Source organism: Pseudomonas sp. P4_C8, from assembly GCF_056401975.1.
This window is the reverse complement of sequence record NZ_JBFUIH010000006.1, coordinates 116196-138514: the sequence shown is the minus strand read 5'-3', so window position 1 is coordinate 138514 and position 22319 is coordinate 116196. Positions and strand designations below refer to the sequence as shown.

Genomic DNA, 22319 nt, shown 5'->3' with positions numbered 1-22319 from the left:
CGCCTTAGTACAGCGGGATGTTGATCGCTTGTAATGGCGTGCCCCCCCGGTCGTGGTAATTGACCCGAATTTGCTCCCTATCAACGACCAGATGGGCAAAATTGTCTTCGCTGACCACCTGGCTGGTCAGTTCATGACGGTAGTCCCCCGCAGCCGTTTGCGCCAACGCCTGATCCAGGACGAACGTGGAGGCCTTGGCATACGGCAGCAGTTTGCTGTTGCACAGTGGCGAGGAGACGATGGTGTGCACCTCGAAGTCCGGGTCTTCGCTGTGGGTCAGGCGGCTGGTCAGGGAGCCGTGGACGTCGCCGGAAATGAAGACAACATTCTTGATGCGCTGCGTTCGAATCGTTTCCAGCAACCGTAGGCGTTGTTCCGGGAAGGCTTTCCAGGCGTCATCGCCATGGAGTTTGCGGTCAGGGTAGAACATCACGCTGGTGACCACGAATTTGACCCTTGCCTCGCTGTGGATCAGCCAATTGAGCAGTGCCTGTTCCTGCTCTTCATCGAGGATGCGGCGATCATTGGCCGACAGGTTGCGTCGAGTGCGGCTATCGGTGACAAACCATTCAATATCGCCTTCGGCGAACTGATACCAATACTGTTCAAGTTTTCTGCTGATTTGTCCGTTGACTAGAAGTTCATGCGCCGGACTGTGGCTGGCTTGATATAGCTCATAGGCCGCGATGGCGTTTTTGTATAAATAAGCATCGCCCTTGCTTTCATTGGCTGGCCAGTTGTCTTCTATTTCATGGTCGTCGAGGATCATGTAAGTCGACAGGTTAGACATTAATTTTGTGATGTTCGGCTGGGAAAAAGCTGCGCGATATTTGCTGAGTATTTCCTTGTATTCCCGGTCGGGAGCGATGAGGTTCAGGTCATCGACATAGATTTGGTCACCGGTCATCAGCATCGCGCTGACAGGCGGGTCTGCCTGCTGCGCCAGATCGGAGATCGAAGCAAAAATCCGGTCACCCCGTTGCGGTGACGCTGGTATGCCTGCCGTCATGCGCAGGTAGCGGCACGAACCGACTATGTACGCCCGTGGCGTGGTGGTCTTGCTGGAACGGGTGCGGAACCGGTAAATCTCCCGTGGCCATTGCAGCGGCAGTTCCTGCACCGTCTCCACGGTATGCACCGGGCTCATCGGGCTGAACCAGCCGGCCTGGTATTCGTACTCGGTGTCGCTGGACAGCTCATTGAGCACAATCACATCGGACATGTCGCGCAAGACCGTCAGTTTTACAAACGCGCCTCGGGACCAACGCTCTTCACCCAAGCGCCGATAACGAATACCTGCAAATACCAAAGAATTGTCTTGAAGTTCGCCTCGTAGAAAGATGCGCGCGTGGTTAGTTGTAGTGTGGCCAATAATCGGGCCGACAGTCGGTTTGAACATGTTCGAATCCATTCGAAGTAAGTGCTAACTAAGCAAAAAGTGACTGATGCAGTTTTATTAAATATCAGTCGGACTAAGCGTAGTTATTGGCTCGCAAAAAATATCGGGAGGAAGTGGACTTGAGTTGTGGCCGATGTCAGCCGCGAATGTAGGAAGAAGCTTTATCCAAGGCAAAAAAAGCCCCGCCAAATTGGCGGGGTTGAGGTACGAGCGTGGCGCTCGGAAAACGTGGAACGCGAACGGCCCTCCGTTTAGGGAGGGCCGGTCGGTGTTACAGCAGGATGGTGCGGATGTCTGCCAGCAGGCTGCTCAGACGCTGAGTGAAACGTGCAGCAGCGGCGCCGTTGATCACACGGTGATCGTAGGACAGCGAAAGCGGCAGCATCAGCTTCGGCTGGAAGGCTTTGCCGTCCCAGACTGGCTGGATGGTTGCCTTGGAAACACCGAGGATCGCCACTTCCGGCGCGTTGACGATCGGCGTGAAGCCGGTGCCGCCAATGTGGCCGAGGCTGGAAATGGTGAAGCAGGCGCCTTGCATGTCGTCAGCGGTGAGCTTTTTGTCGCGGGCCTTGGCGGCCAGCGCAGCAGCTTCGGCTGCCAGTTGCAACAGGCTTTTCTGGTCGACGTTCTTGATGACCGGTACCAGCAGGCCTTCAGGGGTGTCGACGGCGAAGCCGATGTTTACGTACTTCTTGCGRATGATCGCTTTGCCGCTTGGTGCCAGCGAACTGTTGAAGTCCGGCAGTTCCTTGAGCAAGTGCGCGCAGGACTTGAGCAGCAGCGGCAGGATGGTCAGCTTGACGCCAGCCTTCTCTGCAACGGCTTTCTGAGCAACGCGGAACGCTTCCAGCTCGGTGATATCAGCCGAATCGAACTGAGTCACGTGTGGAATGTTCAGCCAGCTGCGATGCAGGCTCGACGCGCCGATTTGCATCAGGCGAGTCATCGGCACTTCTTCGGTTTCACCGAAGCGGCTGAAGTCGACAACCGGAATTGGCGGGATGCCCGCGCCGCCGGTTACGCCAGCAGCAGCGGCTGGTGCTTCCTTGGCTTTCTGCATCATCGCTTTGACGTAAACCTGCACGTCTTCTTTGAGGATGCGACCGTGCGGGCCACTGGCGCCGACGGCGTTCAGCTCGACGCCGAATTCACGGGCCAGTTGGCGTACTGCCGGACCAGCGTGAACCTTGGCGCCCGGCTTGGCCGGTGCAGCAACAGGTGCGGCAGCTGCCGGAGCAGCAGGCGCCGCTGCGGCTGGGGCAGGAGCGCTCGGTGCAGCAGCGGCCGGAGCCGGGGCCGCAGCAGGTGCAACGCCTTTGACTTTCAGCTTGAGGATCAGGTCGCCAGTACCGACTTCGTCATCCAGCTTGATGGAAACGCTTTCCACCACGCCAGCGGCAGGCGACGGGATTTCCATGCTCGCCTTGTCGGATTCCAGGGTGATCAGCGACTGGTCGGCTACAACGGTGTCGCCGACCTTGACCAGGACTTCGATGATCTTGGCCTTGCCCGACGAACCGATGTCCGGAACGTGGATGTCCTGAACGCTGTCGGCCACTGGAGCAGCTGGAGCTGCTGCAGGAGCAGGCGCAGCGGCGGGTGCCGGAGCAGCAGCCTGGGCCGGGGCGGCAGCCGGTGCAGCAGCACCTGCCACTTCCAGATCCAGAATCAGGTCGCCGGTACCGACTTCGTCGTTGAGCTTGACGCTGATGGCCTTGACCACGCCAGCGGCGGGCGAAGGGATTTCCATGCTGGCCTTGTCGGATTCCAGGGTGATCAAGGATTGATCAGCCTCGACGGTGTCACCAACCTTGACCTGGATCTCGATGATCTGGGCCTTGCCCGACGAACCGATGTCCGGCACGTGCACTTTCTGAACCGAAGCGGCAGCAGGCGCAGCGGCTGGCGCGGCAGCAGCAGGTGCGGCAGCCGGTTTTGCTTCAGCTTTTGCAGCTGGCGCAGCGGCAGCCGCCGGAGCCGCAGCAGCGGCACCTTCGACTTCCAGCTCGAGCAGTTCGTCGCCTTCTTTCAGGCGATCACCCAGCTTCACTTTCAGGCTTTTGACGATGCCGGCTTTAGGCGCAGGAATTTCCATGCTCGCCTTGTCCGACTCCAGCGTCAGGATGCTCTGGTCGGCTTCGATACGGTCGCCGACCTTCACAAACAGTTCAATTACTTCACCTTCACCGCTGCCGATGTCAGGTACGCGAATGAGTTCGCTCACAGAATCTCTCCTCAGCAGTCCAGTGGGTTGAGTTTTTCCGGGTTGATACCGAACTTGGTGATGGCTTCAGCCACGACCTTAGGTTCGATGTCACCACGGTCAGCCAGTGCTTCCAGGGCTGCCAACACCACGAAATGACGGTCAACTTCGAAGAAATGACGCAGTTTCTTGCGGCTGTCGCTACGGCCGAAACCGTCGGTGCCCAGGACTTTGAATTCCTTGGAAGGGACCCACTGACGAATTTGCTCAGCGAACAACTTCATGTAGTCGGTAGAAGCAATGACCGGACCTTTACGGCCGTTCAGGCACTCTTCGACGAAGCTCAGTTTAGGCTTCTGGCCCGGGTGCAGACGGTTGGTGCGCTCGACGGCCAGGCCATCGCGACGCAGTTCGTTGAAGCTGGTAACGCTCCACACGTCAGCGCCGACGTTGAACTCTTCACGCAGAATCTTCGCTGCTTCACGGACTTCACGCAGGATGGTGCCGGAGCCCATCAGCTGAACGTGGTGCGCCGCTTCGCGGGTGTCTTCTTCGAGCAGGTACATGCCCTTGATGATGCCTTCTTCCACACCGGCCGGCATGGCTGGCTGCTGGTAAGACTCGTTCATCACGGTGATGTAGTAGAAAACGTCCTGCTGCTGTTCGGTCATCTTCTTCATGCCGTCCTGGATGATCACCGCCAGCTCGTAGCCGTAGGTTGGATCAAAGGTGCGGCAGTTCGGGATGGTGGCAGCCAGCATGTGGCTGTGACCGTCTTCGTGTTGCAGGCCTTCGCCGTTCAGCGTGGTCCGGCCGGCGGTGCCGCCGATCAGGAAGCCACGGGTACGGCTGTCGCCAGCGGCCCAGGCGAGGTCGCCGATACGCTGGAAGCCGAACATCGAATAGAAGATGTAGAACGGCAGCATTGGCTGGTTGTGGCTGGAGTACGAAGTACCGGCGGCGATGAAGGAGCTCATGGCGCCTGCTTCGTTGATGCCTTCTTCGAGAATCTGACCTTTCTTGTCTTCGCGGTAGAACATCACCTGGTCTTTATCGACTGGCTCGTAGAGCTGGCCGACGGACGAGTAGATGCCCAACTGACGGAACATGCCTTCCATACCGAAGGTACGGGCTTCGTCCGGGATGATCGGAACGATGCGCGGGCCGATTTCCTTGTCCTTGACCAGTTGCGCGAGGATTCGCACGAAGGCCATGGTGGTGGAAATTTCACGGTCGCCCGAACCATCGAGGATTGCCTTGAGGGTATCCAGCGACGGCGTCGGAATGCCGAAGCTCTGCGCGCGGCGCTGTGGCACGAAACCGCCCAGTGCAGTGCGACGCTCGCTCAGGTAGCGGGCTTCGGCGCTGTTTGGCTCTGGCTTGAAGAACGGCAGGTTTTCCAGCTCGTCGTCTTTGACCGGAATGTCGAAACGATCGCGGAACAACTTCAGGCTGTCGACATCGACTTTCTTGGTGTTGTGCGCAGTGTTTTTCGCTTCGCCGGCACCGGTGCCATAACCTTTGATGGTCTTGGCCAGGATGACGGTCGGTTGTTCTTTGTGGTTGACCGCTTCGTGGTACGCCGCGTAGACCTTGTACGGGTCGTGGCCGCCACGGTTGAGCTTCCAGATCTCGTCGTCGGACAGATCGGCAACCATCGCCTTGAGTTCTGGCGAGTTGAAGAAGTGTTCACGCACGAACGCGCCGTCTTTGGCTTTGTAGTTCTGGTACTCGCCGTCGATGACTTCGTCCATGCGACGTTGCAGGATACCGTCGACGTCTTTGGCCAGCAGTGGGTCCCAGAAACGGCCCCAGATGACTTTGGTCACGTTCCACTGAGCACCACGGAACACGCCTTCGAGTTCCTGGATGATCTTGCCGTTGCCGCGAACCGGGCCGTCGAGGCGCTGCAGGTTGCAGTTGATGACGAAGATCAGGTTGTCGAGCTTCTCGCGGCCAGCCAGCGAGATCGCGCCCAGGGATTCCGGCTCGTCGCACTCGCCGTCGCCCAGGAAGCACCAGACTTTTTGCTTGCCTTCAGGAATGAAGCCACGGGCTTCCAGGTACTTCATGAAACGTGCCTGGTAGATCGCCTGGATCGGACCCAGACCCATGGATACGGTCGGGAACTGCCAGAAATCAGGCATCAGCCACGGGTGCGGGTAGGACGACAGACCGTTGCCATCAACTTCCTGACGGAAATTGTTCATCTGGTCTTCGGTGATGCGGCCTTCCATGAATGCACGGGCGTAAACGCCTGGCGAGGTGTGGCCCTGGAAGTAGATCAGGTCGCCGCCGTGTTCGTCGGTCGGGGCCTGGAAGAAATAGTTGAAGCCAATGTCATACAGGGTTGCGCTGGAGGCGAAGCTGGAGATGTGACCGCCCAGGTCAGAATCCTTCAGGTTCGTACGCATCACCATGGCCATCGCGTTCCAGCGTACCAACGAGCGAATGCGGCGTTCCATGAACAGGTCGCCAGGCATGCGTGCTTCGTGGGTAACGGGAATGGTGTTGCGGTATGGCGTGGTGATGGCGTAAGGCAGTTGCGAGCCGCTGCGGGTCGCCAATTCGCCCATACGGGTCATCAGATAGTGAGCGCGGTCTTCGCCTTCTTTGTCGAGAACCGATTCCAGGGCGTCCAGCCATTCCTGGGTTTCGACGGGATCGAGGTCTTGCATGGCTTGCTCCAGGGCGGAAAGGCTTCCAGAATCGGTTGCCTGAGTTTGCGACTGGCCTTGTGGGCAGACGATATAAATTCTTGGATTGCCGAGAGGTTGTTCCGGCGGCGTGTAGTTTTACTACAAATCTTCGGGCATTTCAGCCTTTCGAATGTATATACGAGTAGTAAAACTACAGATGAATGGCTTGTGGCCTCCGGCTGCGTTGTGAGAATAATCGTTAAGGTTGGTCTTTTACCAACCACAAAAGGTAAAAGCTTGATGTTCGCTGCCAAAAATAAAGAATTTTCAGCTATTTCTAACTTTTGTTCGACACTCCTTCAGGTAGTGGGTTTTCACAAATCACTACATGCAGTCGTCTCCACGCCGATCAAGGATAGACCATGAGCCTCCCTACGCTTGCCGAACTGCCCGGCATTCTCCTGCCGTCTGTCACCCGCGCCGAGCAGTCGTTCCGTACCGCCGTTGCGGCACTCGATGACGATCATGGCCTGTCGGCCTGGACGCCTGAACGCTGGGCACAATTTGCCCGCGTCACTGCGGCCAGCGACTTCGTGACTGAGCAAAGTGTGCGCGACCCTTTGATGTTGCTGGCGCTGGTGCAGTCCGGTGAACTGGACCGCAGTTTCGCTCCCGGCGAGTTGTGCGGGCAGATTGCGGCGGTAGTGAATGCGGCGCAAACCGAAGACGAACTCGGCCGCGCCCTGCGTCGTCAGCGCACCCGCCAGCAAGTGCGGATCATCTGGCGCGACTTGACCCGTCAGGCCGACCTGGTCCAGACCTGCCGCGACCTCTCGGACATGGCCGATGCGAGTATCGATCAGGCCTATCAGTGGTTGTACTCGCGTCATTGTCAGCAGTTTGGTGTGCCGACCGGCCGGCGCAGCGGCGAGCCGCAGCAGATGGTCGTCCTCGGCATGGGCAAACTGGGCGCCGTGGAGCTCAATCTGTCGTCGGACATCGACCTGATCTTCGCCTATCCCGAGGGCGGCGAAACCGTCGGCGTGAAGCGCTCGCTGGATAATCAGGAGTTCTTCATTCGTCTGGGCCAACGCCTGATCAAGGCGCTGGACCCGATGACCGTCGATGGCTTCGTGTTCCGCGTCGACATGCGTTTGCGGCCTTACGGTTCGGCCGGTGCATTGGTCCTGAGCTTCAATGCGCTGGAGCAGTATTACCAGGATCAGGGCCGCGACTGGGAACGCTACGCGATGATCAAGTCGCGGGTGGTGGCGGGCGATCAAGTGGCCGGCGCGCAATTGCAGGACATGCTGCGCCCGTTCGTTTACCGGCGTTACCTGGACTTCTCGGCAATCGAAGCGCTGCGCACCATGAAACAGTTGATCCAACAGGAGGTGCGGCGCAAAGGCATGGCCGACAACATCAAGCTCGGCTCCGGCGGCATTCGTGAGGTCGAGTTCATCGCCCAGGCTTTTCAGCTGATCCACGGCGGTCGCGACTTGAGCCTGCAACAACGCCCTCTATTAAAAGTACTGAACACGCTGGAAGGTCAGGGTTACTTGCCGCCAGCGGTGATTAGCGAGTTGCGCGAAGGCTACGAATTCCTGCGTTACACCGAACATGCGATCCAGGCGATTGCCGATCGCCAGACCCAGATGTTGCCCGATGGCGCAGAAGATCAGGCGCGCATCGCCTTTATGTTGGGGTTTGCCGACTGGGACGCTTTCCATGAGCAGCTGATGTATTGGCGTGGCCGCGTGGCCTGGCACTTCGCTCAGGTGATCGCCGATCCAGACGAAGAAGAAGGCACCGAAAGCGAAGTGGTGGTGGGCGGGGAATGGTTGCCGCTGTGGGAAGAAGCTCAAGACGAAGAAGCGGCTTGCCGTCAGTTGGAAGAGGCTGGTTTCAAGGAGGCTACCAAGGCCCTGAAAGCCTTGGCCGGTTTGCGCGGCAGTCCGCAACTTCGGGCGATGCAGCGTTTGGGGCGTGAGCGCCTTGATGCCTTTATTCCGCGCTTGCTGGCGCAGGCCGTCGAGCATGCCAATCCCGATCTGGTGTTGGAGCGCGTGCTGCCGCTGGTTGAAGCCGTGGCCCGTCGATCCGCGTATCTGGTGCTGCTGACCGAAAACCCCGGCGCGCTGCGACGTTTATTGACCTTGTGCGCCGCGAGCCCGTGGATCGCCGAGCAGATCACCCGTTTTCCGCTGCTGCTCGACGAATTGCTCAACGAAGGCCGGCTGTTCAAGCCGCCCCTGGCGCCGGAACTGACCGCCGAATTACGCGAACGTCTGATGCGGATTCCCGAGGACGACCTCGAACAGCAGATGGAAGCCCTGCGTCATTTCAAATTGGCGCACCGCTTGCGGGTCGCCGCCTCGGAAATTGCCGGCAGCCTGCCGCTGATGAAAGTCAGCGATTATCTGACCTGGCTCGCGGAAGCGATTCTTGAACAAGTGTTGGCCCTGGCCTGGCGCCAGACTGTGGCCAAGTACGGCACGCCGTTGCGCACTGACGGTAAGTTGTGCGATCCCGGCTTCATCATTGTCGGTTATGGGAAAGTTGGCGGGCTGGAACTCGGGCATGTTTCGGACCTGGATCTGGTGTTTATCCACGATGGCGATCCGCTGGCAGAAACGGACGGACCGAAACCGATCGATGGCGCGCAATTTTTCACCCGGCTCGGGCAGCGGATCATTCACTTGCTCACGGCCCAGACCAACTCCGGTCAGCTGTATGAAGTGGACATGCGCTTGCGACCTTCGGGCGTATCGGGGTTGCTGGTGAGTTCGCTCGGTGCATTTGCCCGTTATCAGGAGGGAGAGGCCTGGACCTGGGAGCATCAGGCGCTGGTACGGGCGCGGGTGCTGGTGGGCAGCGCGGATGTCGGCCGGGCATTCGAGCAGGTTCGCGCGGCGATACTGGGCAAGAAGCGAGACCTGGCGATCCTGCGCCAGGAGGTCAGTGAGATGCGCGCGAAGATGCGCGATAACCTTGGCACCAAGAGTACAGCGGCCGGGACCGGGGCAAATGCCTTCGAAGCCACGGCGCCGTTCGATCTCAAGCAGGACGCCGGAGGTATCGTCGATATTGAATTTATGGTGCAATACGCGGCCCTGGCGTGGTCCGAAAGGTGCCCGTCATTGCTGCGCTGGTCTGATAATTTCCGCATTCTGGAAGAGCTGGAACAAGAAGGGCTGATGCCCGCCGAAGACGCCAGCCTGTTGCGCGAGGCCTATAAAGCCTACCGCTCCGCCGCTCACCGGCAGGCCTTGCAGAAGGACGCCGGGGTGATACCAGGCGACCAGTTCGCGGATGAACGGCGACAGGTCATGCGAATCTGGCGTGAGCTGGGGCTAAGCTGAAACAGGATAGTTGCAACACTCAATACCCAATGTGGGAGCGAGCTTGCTCGCGATAGCGGAGTGTCAGTCGCCATTAATGTTGGATGTGACGGCCTCATCGCGAGCAGGCTCACTCCTACAGTAGATTGGCGTTGATTGTAGATTAAGGCATGGCGCACAAACCCTGTGGGAGCGAGCTTGCTCGCGATAGCGGAGTGTCAGTCGCCATTAATGTTGGAGTGACGGCCTCATCGCGAGCAAGCTCGCTCCCACAGTAGATCTGCAGTGTTTTGTAGAATTATCGAGGCGGGGAGGCGTATGCCTCCCCGGTTCGTTTTTGGAAACCACATGAAAATTCTGATCGTTGGGCCCAGTTGGGTCGGTGACATGGTGATGGCGCAGACACTGTTTCAGTGTCTCAAGCAGCGCCACCCGCAATGCGAAATCGACGTCCTGGCCCCCGAGTGGAGCCGGCCGATCCTGGAGCGCATGCCCGAAGTCCGGCAGGCCTTGAGCTTTCCGCTCGGCCACGGTGCTTTGGAGCTGGCGACCCGTCGGCGCATCGGCAAATCCCTGGCCGGCCAGTACGACCAGGCGATTTTGCTGCCCAATTCGCTGAAGTCGGCGCTGGTGCCGTTCTTCGCCGGTATTGCGAAACGCACTGGCTGGCGTGGCGAGTTCCGCTACGGCCTGCTCAATGACGTGCGCACGCTGGATAAAGAACGTTATCCGCTGATGATCGAGCGTTTCATGGCCCTGGCGTACGAGCCTGGCGCCGAACTGCCGACACCTTATCCACGCCCGACTTTGCAAATCGACTCGGTCACCCGTGAAGCGGCGCTGGCTAAATTCGGCCTGGCCCTCGACCGTCCGGTGTTGGCGCTGTGCCCCGGCGCGGAGTTCGGTGAGGCCAAGCGCTGGCCGTCCGAGCATTACGCCAAAGTCGCCGAAGCGAAGATTCGCGAAGGCTGGCAAGTCTGGTTGTTCGGCTCGAAAAACGATCACGCGGTGGGCGAAGACATTCGCGCGCGACTGATTCCCGGTCTGCGTGAAGAGGCGGTCAACCTTAGCGGCGGCACCTCGCTGGCCGAAGCCATTGATCTGATGTCCTGCGCCGACGCGGTGGTGTCCAACGACTCCGGCCTGATGCACGTCGCTGCCGCGTTGAACCGCCCGTTGGTGGCGGTCTACGGCTCGACGTCGCCGGGTTTCACCCCGCCGTTGGCCGAACACGTCGAAATCGTGCGCCTGGGCATCGAATGCAGCCCATGCTTCGATCGCACGTGCCGTTTCGGTCATTACAACTGCTTGCGCCAGCTCATGCCGCAGGCAGTGAACGAAGCCTTGCAGCGGTTGCAGGGCACTGTGGTCGAGGTCAAATAGTTTGCGGGTTCTGCTGATCAAGACTTCCTCGCTGGGCGATGTGATTCACGCGCTGCCGGCACTGACCGACGCGGCGCGGGCGATTCCCGGCATCACGTTCGACTGGGTGGTGGAAGAAGGCTTTGCCGAGATCCCGACCTGGCACCCGGCCGTGGGCAAGGTGATCCCGGTGGCGATCCGCCGCTGGCGCAAGAACATCTGGCAAACCATCAAGAGTGGCGAGTGGAAGCGCTTCAAACAAAGTGTTCGCGCTGAAAAATATGATCTGGTGATCGACGCCCAGGGCCTGCTGAAAAGTGCCTGGCTGACGCGCTACGTCAAGGCGCCGGTCGCGGGGCTGGACAAGGATTCGGCGCGTGAGCCGATGGCTGCGCGCTTCTACTCCCGTCGCCTGGCGGTGGGCCGTGGACAACACGCGGTAGAGCGGGTGCGTCAATTGTTCGCCCTGGCGTTGGGCTACGACTTGCCAAAAGGCTTGGGCGATTACGGCCTGAATGTCGAGCGACTGGTGGAACTGCCGCGCAAGAATCCGTATGTGCTGTTCCTGCATGGCACCACGTGGGACACCAAGCACTGGCCGGAAGCCTACTGGCGTGAGCTGGCCGAGCGCGTCGGTTATCTGGGCGTTGCTGTGAAGCTGCCGTGGGGCAATCCAATCGAGAAGGCCCGGGCCGAGCGCATCGCCGCTGGTTTGCGCCATGTCGAAGTGCTGCCCAAGCTGAACCTGGCCGGTGTCGGCAAGGTATTGGCCGGCGCACAGGCTTGCGTGGCGGTGGACACGGGCCTCGGTCATCTGGCCGCGGCGCTCGACGTCCCGACGTTGTCGCTGTTCGGTCCGACCAATCCGGGCCTGACCGGCGCTTACGGTAAAGCGCAGATTCACATCGCCAGCGACTTCCCCTGTGCACCGTGCCTGCAAAAAAAATGTACGTACCAACCGACGGACCAGGATGCCCGTCAGTTTGACCTGAAACGCGAGTGGCCCCTGTGCTTCACGCGTCTGAATCCCGAGCGTGTCGCGACCCGACTGAGCACGTTGTTACTGGCTGAGGAGCTGCGCTGATGCAATTGGCATTCGTTTTGTACAAATACTTTCCGTTCGGGGGCTTGCAGCGTGACTTCATGCGGATCGCTCTGGAATGCCAGCAACGCGGCCATCAGATTCGCGTCTACACGCTGATCTGGGAGGGCGACGTTCCGCCGGGTTTCGAAGTGCTGGTGGCGCCGGTCAAGGCGTTCTTCAACCATCGGCGCAATGAAAAGCTCAGCGAGTGGATGGAAGCGGATCTGGCCAAGCGTCCCGTGGATCGCCTGATCGGTTTCAACAAGATGCCGGGCCTGGACGTTTACTACGCCGCCGACGGCTGCTTCGAAGACAAGGCGCAAAACCTGCGTCACTCTCTGTACCGCCGTTGGGGCCGCTACCGGCACTTCGCCGAATACGAGCGCGCGGTGTTCGCCAAGGACGCCAAGACCGAAGTGCTGATGATCTCCGAAGTGCAGCAGCCGCTGTTCATCAAGCATTACGACACGCCGCTGGAACGTTTTCATTTGCTGCCGCCGGGCATCTCCCAGGACCGTCGCGCGCCGGCCAATGCCGCCGAGATTCGTGCCGGATTCCGGGACGAATTCAACCTGAAAGACGATGAGTTACTGCTGGTGCAAATCGGTTCCGGGTTCAAGACCAAGGGCGTGGATCGCAGCCTCAAGGCGCTGGCCGCATTGCCCGCTGATCTGAAGAAACGCACTCGGCTGTTTGTAATTGGCCAGGATGACCCCAAATTATTCCAGATGCAGAGCGCCACGTTGGGGCTCGGCGACAACGTGACGTTCCTCAAGGGCCGCAGCGATATCCCGCGTTTCCTGCTCGGTGCCGATCTGTTGATCCACCCGGCGTATAACGAAAACACCGGGACTGTGTTGCTCGAAGCCTTGGTGGCCGGGCTGCCGGTGTTGGTCAGCGCGGTGTGCGGTTATGCCCATTACATCGCCGAGGCCGACGCCGGTCTGGTGTTGGACGAGCCGTTCGATCAGGCACAACTGACCCAGTACCTGACCGGCATGTTGAACGACGCTCAAGCACGGGCGGCCTGGAGCCGCAACGGTCTGGCCTTCGCCGAGACGGCCGACCTCTACAGCATGCCGCAGCACGCGGCCGATGTGATTCTGGCGGAGCACGCTTAATGAAGTTGATGCTGGCTGAACCGTTCAAGAGCCTTTGGGCCGGACGCGATGCGTTCACCGAAGTCGAAGGCCTCGAAGGCGAGGTTTACCGTGAACTGGAAGCGCGCCGGACCTTGCGCACTGAAGTGAACGGCAATGGTTTTTTTGTGAAGATTCACCGTGGCATCGGCTGGGGCGAGATCTTCAAAAACCTGCTGACAGCCAAGCTGCCGGTCCTCGGCGCGGGTCAGGAATGGAAAGCCATTCAGCGCCTGAAAGAAGTCGGTGTGCCGACCATGACCGCCGTCGCTTACGGCGAGAAGGGCAGCAATCCGGCGGACCAGCACTCATTCATCGTCACCGAAGAACTGGCACCGACTGTCAGCCTCGAAGACTTCAGCATTGATTGGGTCAAAAACCCGCCCGAGCCGAAACTCAAGCGAGCGCTGATTGCCGAAGTCGCGCGCATGACCGGCATGATGCACCGCGCCGGGGTCAACCATCGCGACTGCTACATTTGCCACTTCCTGCTGCACACCGACAAACCGGTAACCGCTGACGATTTCAAACTCTCGGTGATCGACCTGCACCGTGCCCAGACCCGCCCGGCGATCACTCAACGCTGGCGCAACAAAGATCTGGCGGCCCTGTACTTTTCGGCCCTGGACATTGGCCTGACCCGGCGCGACAAATTGCGTTTCCTCAAGGGTTACTTCCAGCAGCCGCTGCGCCAGATTCTGGCCGAGGAAGCCTCACTGCTCGCCTGGCTTGAGGGCAAGGCCAATAAACTTTATGACCGAAAACAGCGATATGGGGATGCACTCTGATGGCGGGTTGGAAACTGGAGCCCGCTTATAGCGATCTGGCAGAAGATTTCGGCAGCCTTGAGGCGGTGTTTGCGCTGCAAGGTGAGCGACTGACTCACGACCTGTTGTCCGAGGTCATCCGCGTCAATCGCAACGGCGTCAATTACTACGTCAAACGCTACACCGGCGCCGGCAAAGGCCTGCGCCGTTACCTGGGCAAACCCCGGGTGAAGGCCGAATGGCAGAACCTCAAACGCTTCGCCAAGTGGGGCATACCCACCGCTGAAGTGGTGGCCTGGGGGCTGGAGCGGCGCGGCGCGGCCTACAATCGTGGGGCGATGATCACGCGCGAACTGCCGAAGACTGAAGACCTGTCGGCCCTCGCTGAACGGCACGATCCAAAATTGTCGGACCGCGTCTGGGTCGACTCGGTCAGCCGGCAGTTGGCCGCTTATACCCGGACCATGCACGACCATCGTTTCACGCATAACGATTTGAAGTGGCGCAATCTGTTGATCGACGATCAAGCCCGGCTGTTCCTGATCGATTGCCCCAATGGTGATTTCTGGCACGGTTTCTGGCTTAAATACCGGATCACCAAAGACCTGGCCTGCCTCGACAAGGTAGCCAAATACCACCTGTCGGCCACCCAGCGCCTGCGCTTTTATCTGCAATATCGTCAGCGTGACCGGCTTAATGCCGCCGACAAGAAACGGATCCGGCACGTAGTGAGATTTTTCGAGGGACGCGAATGACTGATTTTCTGGCCGCTGAAGACCGTGCACTGCTTGAGCGCCATGGCCTCGGCACGTTCGATGCGCTCTGGGCCAAACAGCTCGACGCCGTGGATGAGCCCAACACCGTCGGCGGTGGCTGGAGCAGCGTGTTTCGACTGGATCTGGAAGGTCGTGGTTTCTACCTCAAGCGCCAGAGCAACTACCTGACGCGTACCTTTCACGCGCCCTTCGGCGAGCCGAGCTTTGCCCGTGAGTTTCGCAACATCAGCCGTTATCAAAAGCTGGGCATTCCGGCGCTGCAAGCGGTGTTTTTTGGTGAGCGCAAAGTCAATGGTGAAGTCCGCGCGGTGCTGCTGACTCGCGCGCTGGACGGTTGGGATGATCTCGATTCGCTGTTGCAGCGCTGGTCGAGCCTGAGCAAGGTGCAACACTCGGCCATTCTCAAAGCCTGTGGCGTTCTGGCGCGACGGCTGCACGGCGTGCGTCAGGTTCATGGCTGCTTCTATCCCAAACATATTTTTCTGCAAGCGGCGGGCGACGGTTATCAGGCGCAGTTGATCGACCTGGAAAAGACTCGGCCGCTGCTGTTTGGTCAACGTGACCGGGTCAAGGACCTGGAGCCGTTACTGCGTCGTGCGCCGGAGTGGACCGAAGCGCAGTTGCGCGAGTTGTTGGCGGTCTATGTCGATCAGTCGCAGAACAGTTCGCTGGTGGACAGTTGGGTTTCGCGTCTGACCGCGCGGCGCAGTCACAAGGAGAAGCGTTGATGCGCTTGTCCGAACTGAAAGGCGCCGGCCGCAGCCCGAGCCTGCCGATGAACATTTCGCTGGCCGATGCCGCGGGTCCCGCCGACTTGCAGCTGCTGAGTTTGTTGCGGGTCCTGCCGGGGCAGCGTTACGTCGGTGCCGGTGTCTGGCGCGGCCGGCCGGTGCTGGCCAAATTGTTGGTCGGCAGCAAAGCGGCGCGGCATTTTCAGCGTGAACTGAGCGGTGTGCGCTTGCTCGCCGATCAAGGCCTGACCACGCCGCAATTGCTGGCCGATGGCTTGAAGGAAGGCGAGGGCGGCTGGCTGTTGTTCGATTTCCTCGAAGGCGCCGAGAGCCTGGGGGATACCTGGAAACAAGTCGAACACTTGCCGGTGCTGGCGGATATGCAAGGCGCCGTGCTGGCCGAAGCGTTGGGTGCTATCGGCCAAATGCATCGCAAGGGGCTCTGGCAGGAAGACCTGCATCTGGACAACTTGTTGCGCCAGCGCGGTCGGTTGTACCTGATCGATGGCGGCGGCGTCTGTGCGGAAACGCCGGGACAGCCGCTGTCACGAAACAAAGTCCTGGAAAACCTCGGCGTGTTTTTTGCGCAACTGCCCAAGACGCTGGAACCGTTCATCGAAGAATTGCTGGTGTATTACCTGTTGAGCAACGGCGAGCACGCCCTGCCGATGGAAGCCTTGCAGAAGCAGATTGACAAGGTTCGCGCCTGGCGCTTGAAGGACTTCCTGATCAAGGTCGGCCGCGAATGCACACTGTTCAGCGTCCAGCGCGGCGCGTTTGCCTTGCGCGCGATTCGTCGCGAGGAAGAAGCGGCAATGCTGCCGGTGCTGGAGCAGGCCGACGCGTTGCTCGATCAAGGTCATCTGTACAAGACTGGCGGCGCCGCGAGTGTAGGAAAGGTCGAGGTTGACGGTCGGACGCTGGTGATCAAACGCTACAACATCAAGGGTTTTGCACATTGGCTCAAGCGCTTCTGGCGCCCGAGCCGAGCCTGGCACTCGTGGCACGAAGGCAATCGCCTGGCGTTCCTCGGCATCGCCACGCCCAAGCCGTTGGCGTTACTGGAGAAGCGCTTTCTCTGGCTGCGCAGTCGGGCGTATCTGGTGACCGAGTATTTGCCGGGGCCGGACATCATCGAGCGCTTCTCGCCTTACGTAGAAAGCGGCGACGCTCCTGAGGCGGAGCTGCTGGCGCTGGACCAGCTGTTTGCCGAACTGATCGGCGAGCGCATCAGCCATGGTGACTTCAAGGGCCACAACCTGTTCTGGCAGGGCGATCGCTGGGCGCTGATTGATCTGGATTCGATGAGTCAGCATGCCTCGGTGAGCAGCTTTGCTCCGGCGTATGCGCGGGATCGGGCGCGGTTCATGCGTAACTGGCCTGAGAGTAGTGCGCTTTATCGGGTCATTGATCAGCGTCTTCCCAAGGACATCTCCGGCGCTGCCTGAATCGGACCTTCGGTTCTTTCGCGGGCAGGCTCGCTCCCACAGGGGGTTTGTGTACGACGCAGATCCCGTGTGGGAGCGAGCCTGCTCGCGATGGGGTCCGATGGGTCAGCCAAGATTAGAGGACAAGTTTTTATGAATCGTCCTACATGATCTACAGAGCCCATGAACTGTGCCCTGAATAGCCGCGATGCTAGTTTGCCTGACGTTCACGGAGGGCAGATTTTGACCATAAAAATGGCTATTGCGATCAGTACTTTCTCACTCGCGCTAACCGGCTGCGGTACCGCTGCCACAGTGCTGCAATCTGACGAAGACGCAGCGCGCAGTCTCAGAAAACAAAAAACCTACTGTCAGACCATTCCGCGCATTTACAGCGGCCTGGCCTACGATTTTTGCTACTTGAATGCCCCGCCTGAACCCGGTGGCTACCTTGCATCCTTTGTACTGCTGGACCTGACCTTGTCCGGTGTCCTCGACACTGTTTGCCTGCCCTACACCTTTTACCGTCAGGTTACCGAAGGCAATCTCGGTATTTACGGTCGAGCAGGCCGCGGGTAGCTCTTTTGTATTCTCAACAGTTTTTTCTTTTTGAAAACGAAAGTGAGTTCGACGCTAATGTCGATGCGAAAAAGCGTTTACCTCCATCCGGAAAATACAGCGATTTCATAATTTATGTCGATGAGAGCGGCGATCATGGGATGCAAGCATTAGATGCAAACTATCCAATGTTCGTGTTGGCATTTTGTGTTTTTCATAAAAGGCATTATTGCGAGAAGGTTATTCCTGCCCTTCAGAAGTTTAAATTCAACCACATGGGGCATGACCTGATCGGTCTGCATGAATTGGAGATTCGAAAAGAAAAGGGAGCGTTCTCCAGTCTGTTCACGTCCAGGCAACACAAACATGCCTTTCTTGATGAGTTGACGGGCATCATTGAGGCAAGCAATTTCGTTTTGATCAGTTGCGTCATCGACAAAGCTGCCCTTCGCGAAAAACAAGGTCCTGTTCACAATCCTTATCACGTCGCCCTCGGCTTCTGCCTGGAAACGCTTTATGAGTTTCTACAGGAAAAGAATCAGCAGAGTGCGTTGACTCATGTGATTTTCGAGCGAAGAGGGAAGCGGGAGGATAACGAGCTTGAACTGGAGTTTCGTCGCATGTGCGATGGCGCGAACCGATTGGGCATTCAGTTGCCGTTCGACATCGTCTTTGCAACCAAACAAGTGAATTCTACGGGGCTACAGCTAGCGGATCTTGTTGCAAGACCCATTGGTATGAGCGTTTTGCGTGCCGGGCAAGAAAATCGGGCCTTTGACGTGCTCAAGCGGAAATTCTACTGCAGCGGTGGGCGCAATAATGTTGGGGAGGGGTTCGAAAACTGGGGTTTGAAAATTTTCCCACTTTCAGAAAGCGAAAAGCCCCGGTGAAACTCACCGAGGCCAAAACGCCGACCGGGATCCCCCAGTCCATTTGCGCAGGAGTCTATGTCGAGGCCCTTGGTCTGTCAACGCACTGGCTTGCCACTTCCCGCTAGAGGCTTGCCGCTGCTTTTAAGCTATAATCCCGCCCTTTAGCTGTCTCTCGCTGCTTGTGAGGGCACATTAATTTTTGAGGCGCTTGTCGCCTGCATGCAGACTAAAGAGGCTAGACCCCTGTGGCATTGACGATTCTTGGCCTGTCCGGCGCCCTTAGCCATGATCCTTCCGCAGCCTTGTACATCGACGGCAAGCTGGTCGCGGCGGCTGAAGAAGAGCGCTTTGTGCGCGATAAACATGCAAAGAACCGCATGCCCTACGAATCGGCGAAGTTCTGCCTGGAACAGGCGGGCATCAAGCCATCCGACGTTGACGTGGTCGCGATTCCATTCGCCCCGATCAGCCTGTTCGGCAAGGCTCGCTGGCAATACGCCAAGCGTTACTGGTACGCCCCGGACCGCGCCCTCGACGCGATCCTGATGGGCAACCGTCGCTACAAGCGCTATCGCAACAAGATTGTCTGGTGCCTTGAACAACTGGGCTTCGATCCGAAGAAAATCAAGATCGAACCGGTCGAACACCACCTGGCTCACGCCTCCAGTGCTTACCACTGCTCCGGTTTCAAAGAGAAAACCGCGATCCTGGGGATCGACGGCAAGGGTGAGTACGCCACGACCTTCTTCGGTTACGGCGAGAACGGCAAGATCCACAAGATCAAGGAATTCTTCGATCCGGACTCCCTCGGCGGCCTGTATGGCGCGATCACCGAGTTCCTCGGTTTCGATATGCTCGACGGTGAGTTCAAGGTCATGGGCATGGCGCCGTACGGCGACGCCAGCAAATACGATTTCTCGCGCCTGGCTTCGTTCGAAAACGGCGAGCTGGTGATCAACACCGACTACGCCAACGTGATCGGCCTGCGTCGTTACAAAGAGAAGGGCAAAGGTTACTACTTCTCGCCGAAGCTGATCGAGTGGCTGGGTCCCAAGCGCGAAGGCGACATCGCCGACGAACCGTACATCCACTACGCTGCGAGCATTCAAGCGCTGTTCGAAAAGATCTCGTTGCAGATGATCGACCACTACCTGGGCGACGTGCTCAAGGAAACCGGCAAACTGGCCTACGCCGGCGGCTGTGCGTTGAACGTCAAGCTGAACCAGAAAATCATCGCTCGCGATGACGTCAAAGAGCTGTTTGTACAGCCTGCATCCGGCGACGCCGGCACTGCGGTCGGCGCGGCGGCGTATGTTTCTAACGCCCGTGGCGTGCCGGTCGAGAAGATGGAACACGTCTACCTCGGCCCTTCGTACACCAACGAAGACGTGCTCGCTGCCTGCGCCCGTCACCCGAGCAAACCAGTCTGGCGCAAGCTCGACAACATGCCGGAAAACATCGCCAAAATCATGGTCGACGGAAACCCGGTGGCCTGGTTCCAGGGGCGCATGGAGTTCGGTCCGCGTGCCTTGGGTGGTCGTTCGATCATCGGTTGCCCTAGCGCCGTCGGCGTGGCTGACCGTATCAACCACCAGATCAAGTTCCGCGAGCGCTGGAGGCCTTTCTGCCCGTCGATGCTCGACACCGTTGCTCCGCAGATGATCAAGATCGATCACCCGGCACCGTTCATGACCTTCACCTTTGAAGTGGCTGAAGAGTGGAAGACCCGCGTGCCGGAAGTCGTCCACGAAGACGGTACGTCCCGCGCCCAGGTGCTCAAGCGTGAGTACAACCCGCGCTACTACGACATGATGAAAGCGCTGGAAGTGCTGACTGGCAACGGCGTGTCGCTGAACACCTCGCTGAACCGTCGTGGCGAGCCGATGATCTGCTCGCCGACCGATGCCCTGAACATGTTCTTCGGTTCCGATCTACAGTACTTGATCATGGAAGACATCCTGGTGGTTAAAGAGGGCGCGGACGCATATGACTCGCTCGGCTGAACGCCATGTGTTGCAGTTCTGTCACGGCTATGACGGCCCGTTTCTGGACTGTGCCCGGCAGTACGCCAGCCTGTTCGCGGGGACTGGCTATCGAGTGACCACGGTCTTTCTGACCGGGGCCGCCGACAGCGACGTCGCTGCGGGCTGCGCTTCCGATGAAGTGCTGTTCATGGAGTACAGCTCCAAGGCCATTCGTGGCCTGAAGCTGGGCGCCATCGGCGATCTGCGCAAGATCGCCGCCTCGCGCAATTTCAGCTTCTGCATTGCCCACCGTTTCAAGCCGATCTACATCGCCTTGCTCGGCACCTCGCTGCCGGTCATCGGTGTGCATCACGCGTTTGGCGATTACCAACGCGGCACTCGCAAACTGTTCGCCCATCTTTTCCGCAAGCGCCTCAGCCTGCTCGGGGTCTCCGATGCGGTGCGTGACGACATGCGCAGTTGCCTGCCGAAATGGCCGGCCGGGCGGATTCAGACGCTCTATAACCGTATCGATGTGCCGGCCATGCAGACCAGTCAGGTCTCGGCTCGCGAAGCCCGGGAAACCCTGGGTCTGTCAGCGGATGCCTGGATTGTCGGCAATGTCGGGCGGCTGCATCCGGACAAGGACCAGACCACGCTGCTGCACGGTTTTGCCCTGGCATTGCCGCAATTGCCGGCCAACAGCCAACTGGTGATTCTAGGTAGTGGTCGGCTGGAACAGGACCTCAAGGAACTGGCCCGCGAACTGGGTATTGGTGATCGGGTGCTGTTCCTCGGCCAAGTGCCGGACGCTCGTCGCTACTTCCGTGCCTTCAATGTGTTTGCCTTGAGCTCCGATCACGAACCTTTCGGTATGGTGCTGCTGGAAGCCATGGCCGCTGGCGTGCCGTTGCTCGCGACCGCTTGTGGTGGCGCGAGGGAAGTCGTTGAAGGGGTCGGCATCCTGTTCCCGTTGGGCGATGCCGAGCGTCTGGCTCAAGGGCTGCAACATCTGGCCGCGATGGACGAGCAGCAACGTCATCAATGTGCCGAGATGATGCTCGACCGTTTGCGTGAGCACTTCTCCGACCGCGCGGTGCGCGATGCTTTCTGGCATTTGCCACACGTCACAGAACTGGCACCGAGGGGCTGATGCTCAACCGATTTCAAGGCTGGCGCGAACGTGGCTGGACGCTGGTCGACGCCTCGACTTATGCACAGGCCTGGCAGCGTTTTGGCGGTAGCGTCGCGACTCATCCCATGGTGGTTGAGCGCCTGGCGCAGTTGGCCGAGATCCCGGTGCGTTACCTGGCCTGGGAGCAGAACGGTGAAGTGAAAGCCGCCATCCCGACCTGGGGGCGCGATCTGGCGCTGTCCAAAGACGTGCTCAAGCGCCGTGGAAAAAAAGGCTTGTTCGACCTCGGCAATGCCGAGGTGATTCTGCCGGCTGCCGCCGATGCACAAGCAGCGCTGCGCCATCGCGGACGTTATTTGTCGGCACTGAGCGAAGGCCGATTCACCGATATCAAGCTACAGGCCGAACAACTGGCCATGGCGCGCACGCCCGAAGAACTGTCAAAAAAATTCCGCTACAACCAGCGCCGTGAATTGCGTCTGCTGGAAGAAGCCGGTGGCGTTGTGCGTCCGGTCTCCGAGTTTTCCAGTGCTGAGCTAGCGGCGATTTATTGCGACCTGTTCCAGCGCCGTTGGGGTTTCCCGGCCACGGGTGCCGAGCGCATGGGTGAGGTGGTCGAACTGCTGCGCGACTTGCTGATCGGCTCGGTGATTTTCCTCAACGATGCCCCGATCGCCATTCAACTGGTCTACCGCGTTGAAGCGCCGGAATGGATCAGCGTCGAATACATCAACGGTGGCGTCGATCCTGAAACCCGCGAGTTCAGCCCCGGTAGCGTGCTGAGTTTTCTCAACACCCAAAGTGCCTGGGAACACGCTCGCGCCCTGGACAAGCCTTTGCGGTTTTCCTTCGGTCGTGCCGACCGGGAATACAAGGACCGCTGGTGCAATCCTGTGCCGGTTTTTACCGTGTGAGTGAACCC

At 59.2% G+C, this 22319-nt stretch carries 17 protein-coding genes; 14 read left to right on the top strand and 3 right to left on the bottom strand.

Annotated elements, in window-relative coordinates; all coding sequences use genetic code 11:
- Window positions 1-4 precede the first annotated feature (4 nt).
- From AC1DWM_RS05965 to aceE, 3 genes are all read right to left on the bottom strand, one after another.
- Complete coding sequence (locus AC1DWM_RS05965; protein WP_477794804.1) at window positions 5-1399, bottom strand: alkaline phosphatase D family protein; 1395 nt, start codon at window positions 1397-1399, stop codon at window positions 5-7.
- Window positions 1400-1670: 271 nt separating this feature from the next.
- Window positions 1671-3623: a dihydrolipoyllysine-residue acetyltransferase gene (gene aceF, locus AC1DWM_RS05960; RefSeq protein WP_477794803.1), complete on the bottom strand. Its 1953-nt coding sequence runs from the start codon at window positions 3621-3623 to the stop codon at window positions 1671-1673.
- Between the two features lie 11 nt (window positions 3624-3634).
- The gene (gene aceE / locus AC1DWM_RS05955) at window positions 3635-6280 is read right to left on the bottom strand and encodes a pyruvate dehydrogenase (acetyl-transferring), homodimeric type (RefSeq protein ID WP_223520055.1); all 2646 of its coding nucleotides are present in this window, start codon (window positions 6278-6280) and stop codon (window positions 3635-3637) included.
- Between aceE and AC1DWM_RS05950 the strand changes: the two genes are divergently transcribed.
- The 14 genes from AC1DWM_RS05950 (at window position 6275) to AC1DWM_RS05885 (ending at window position 22311) form a co-directional block, all read left to right on the top strand.
- Window positions 6275-6667, top strand: a complete 393-nt coding sequence (locus tag AC1DWM_RS05950; protein WP_477794802.1) for a hypothetical protein — start codon at window positions 6275-6277, stop codon at window positions 6665-6667. The two genes, aceE and AC1DWM_RS05950, sit on opposite strands and share 6 nt — an antisense overlap.
- Window positions 6664-9603: a bifunctional [glutamate--ammonia ligase]-adenylyl-L-tyrosine phosphorylase/[glutamate--ammonia-ligase] adenylyltransferase gene (gene glnE, locus AC1DWM_RS05945; RefSeq protein WP_477794801.1), complete on the top strand. Its 2940-nt coding sequence runs from the start codon at window positions 6664-6666 to the stop codon at window positions 9601-9603. Before AC1DWM_RS05950 ends, glnE begins: the two co-directional genes overlap by 4 nt.
- A gap of 327 nt (window positions 9604-9930) precedes the next feature.
- Entirely contained in the window at window positions 9931-10965 is a 1035-nt protein-coding gene (gene waaF / locus AC1DWM_RS05940; protein WP_223520060.1) for a lipopolysaccharide heptosyltransferase II, read from the top strand.
- Between the two features lies 1 nt (window position 10966).
- Window positions 10967-12028 carry a lipopolysaccharide heptosyltransferase I gene (gene waaC / locus AC1DWM_RS05935; protein ID WP_223520062.1) on the top strand — a complete coding sequence of 354 codons (1062 nt, stop codon included), beginning with the start codon at window positions 10967-10969 and terminating at the stop codon, window positions 12026-12028.
- Window positions 12028-13149, top strand: a complete 1122-nt coding sequence (locus AC1DWM_RS05930) for a glycosyltransferase family 4 protein (RefSeq protein ID WP_223520064.1) — start codon at window positions 12028-12030, stop codon at window positions 13147-13149. The genes waaC and AC1DWM_RS05930 overlap by 1 nt, the downstream gene beginning before the upstream one ends.
- Complete coding sequence (rfaP, locus tag AC1DWM_RS05925; RefSeq protein ID WP_223520065.1) at window positions 13149-13955, top strand: lipopolysaccharide core heptose(I) kinase RfaP; 807 nt, start codon at window positions 13149-13151, stop codon at window positions 13953-13955. The genes AC1DWM_RS05930 and rfaP overlap by 1 nt, the downstream gene beginning before the upstream one ends.
- Entirely contained in the window at window positions 13955-14689 is a 735-nt protein-coding gene (locus AC1DWM_RS05920) for a lipopolysaccharide kinase InaA family protein (RefSeq protein ID WP_223520067.1), read from the top strand. The genes rfaP and AC1DWM_RS05920 overlap by 1 nt, the downstream gene beginning before the upstream one ends.
- The gene (locus AC1DWM_RS05915; RefSeq protein WP_223520069.1) at window positions 14686-15438 is read left to right on the top strand and encodes a lipopolysaccharide kinase InaA family protein; all 753 of its coding nucleotides are present in this window, start codon (window positions 14686-14688) and stop codon (window positions 15436-15438) included. Before AC1DWM_RS05920 ends, AC1DWM_RS05915 begins: the two co-directional genes overlap by 4 nt.
- Complete coding sequence (locus AC1DWM_RS05910; protein WP_477794800.1) at window positions 15438-16889, top strand: lipopolysaccharide kinase InaA family protein; 1452 nt, start codon at window positions 15438-15440, stop codon at window positions 16887-16889. The genes AC1DWM_RS05915 and AC1DWM_RS05910 overlap by 1 nt, the downstream gene beginning before the upstream one ends.
- Before the next feature lie 222 nt (window positions 16890-17111).
- Complete coding sequence (locus AC1DWM_RS05905) at window positions 17112-17447, top strand: YceK/YidQ family lipoprotein (RefSeq protein ID WP_223520073.1); 336 nt, start codon at window positions 17112-17114, stop codon at window positions 17445-17447.
- Between the two features lie 5 nt (window positions 17448-17452).
- Window positions 17453-18316 carry a DUF3800 domain-containing protein gene (locus tag AC1DWM_RS05900; RefSeq protein ID WP_477794799.1) on the top strand — a complete coding sequence of 288 codons (864 nt, stop codon included), beginning with the start codon at window positions 17453-17455 and terminating at the stop codon, window positions 18314-18316.
- 227 nt (window positions 18317-18543) lie between these two features.
- Window positions 18544-20301 carry a carbamoyltransferase family protein gene (locus AC1DWM_RS05895; RefSeq protein ID WP_477794798.1) on the top strand — a complete coding sequence of 586 codons (1758 nt, stop codon included), beginning with the start codon at window positions 18544-18546 and terminating at the stop codon, window positions 20299-20301.
- Complete coding sequence (locus AC1DWM_RS05890) at window positions 20285-21415, top strand: glycosyltransferase (RefSeq protein ID WP_477794797.1); 1131 nt, start codon at window positions 20285-20287, stop codon at window positions 21413-21415. Before AC1DWM_RS05895 ends, AC1DWM_RS05890 begins: the two co-directional genes overlap by 17 nt.
- A complete protein-coding gene (locus AC1DWM_RS05885) occupies window positions 21415-22311 on the top strand; it encodes an antimicrobial resistance protein Mig-14 (protein WP_477794796.1) in 897 nt (298 codons plus the stop codon). The genes AC1DWM_RS05890 and AC1DWM_RS05885 overlap by 1 nt, the downstream gene beginning before the upstream one ends.
- Window positions 22312-22319: the final 8 nt, after the last annotated feature.

Bases quoted from the DNA above. Each gene is read 5' to 3' on its own strand.
- AC1DWM_RS05920 (WP_223520067.1), top strand. From the start codon at position 13,955: ATGGCGGGTTGGAAACTGGAGCCCGCTTATAGCGATCTGGCAGAAGAT.
- AC1DWM_RS05910 (WP_477794800.1), top strand. From the start codon at position 15,438: ATGCGCTTGTCCGAACTGAAAGGCGCCGGCCGCAGCCCGAGCCTGCCG.
- aceE (WP_223520055.1), bottom strand. From the start codon at position 6,280: ATGCAAGACCTCGATCCCGTCGAAACCCAGGAATGGCTGGACGCCCTG.
- rfaP (WP_223520065.1), top strand. From the start codon at position 13,149: ATGAAGTTGATGCTGGCTGAACCGTTCAAGAGCCTTTGGGCCGGACGC.
- AC1DWM_RS05930 (WP_223520064.1), top strand. From the start codon at position 12,028: ATGCAATTGGCATTCGTTTTGTACAAATACTTTCCGTTCGGGGGCTTG.
- AC1DWM_RS05965 (WP_477794804.1), bottom strand. From the start codon at position 1,399: ATGTTCAAACCGACTGTCGGCCCGATTATTGGCCACACTACAACTAAC.
- AC1DWM_RS05885 (WP_477794796.1), top strand. From the start codon at position 21,415: ATGCTCAACCGATTTCAAGGCTGGCGCGAACGTGGCTGGACGCTGGTC.
- AC1DWM_RS05890 (WP_477794797.1), top strand. From the start codon at position 20,285: ATGACTCGCTCGGCTGAACGCCATGTGTTGCAGTTCTGTCACGGCTAT.
- waaF (WP_223520060.1), top strand. From the start codon at position 9,931: ATGAAAATTCTGATCGTTGGGCCCAGTTGGGTCGGTGACATGGTGATG.
- AC1DWM_RS05915 (WP_223520069.1), top strand. From the start codon at position 14,686: ATGACTGATTTTCTGGCCGCTGAAGACCGTGCACTGCTTGAGCGCCAT.
- glnE (WP_477794801.1), top strand. From the start codon at position 6,664: ATGAGCCTCCCTACGCTTGCCGAACTGCCCGGCATTCTCCTGCCGTCT.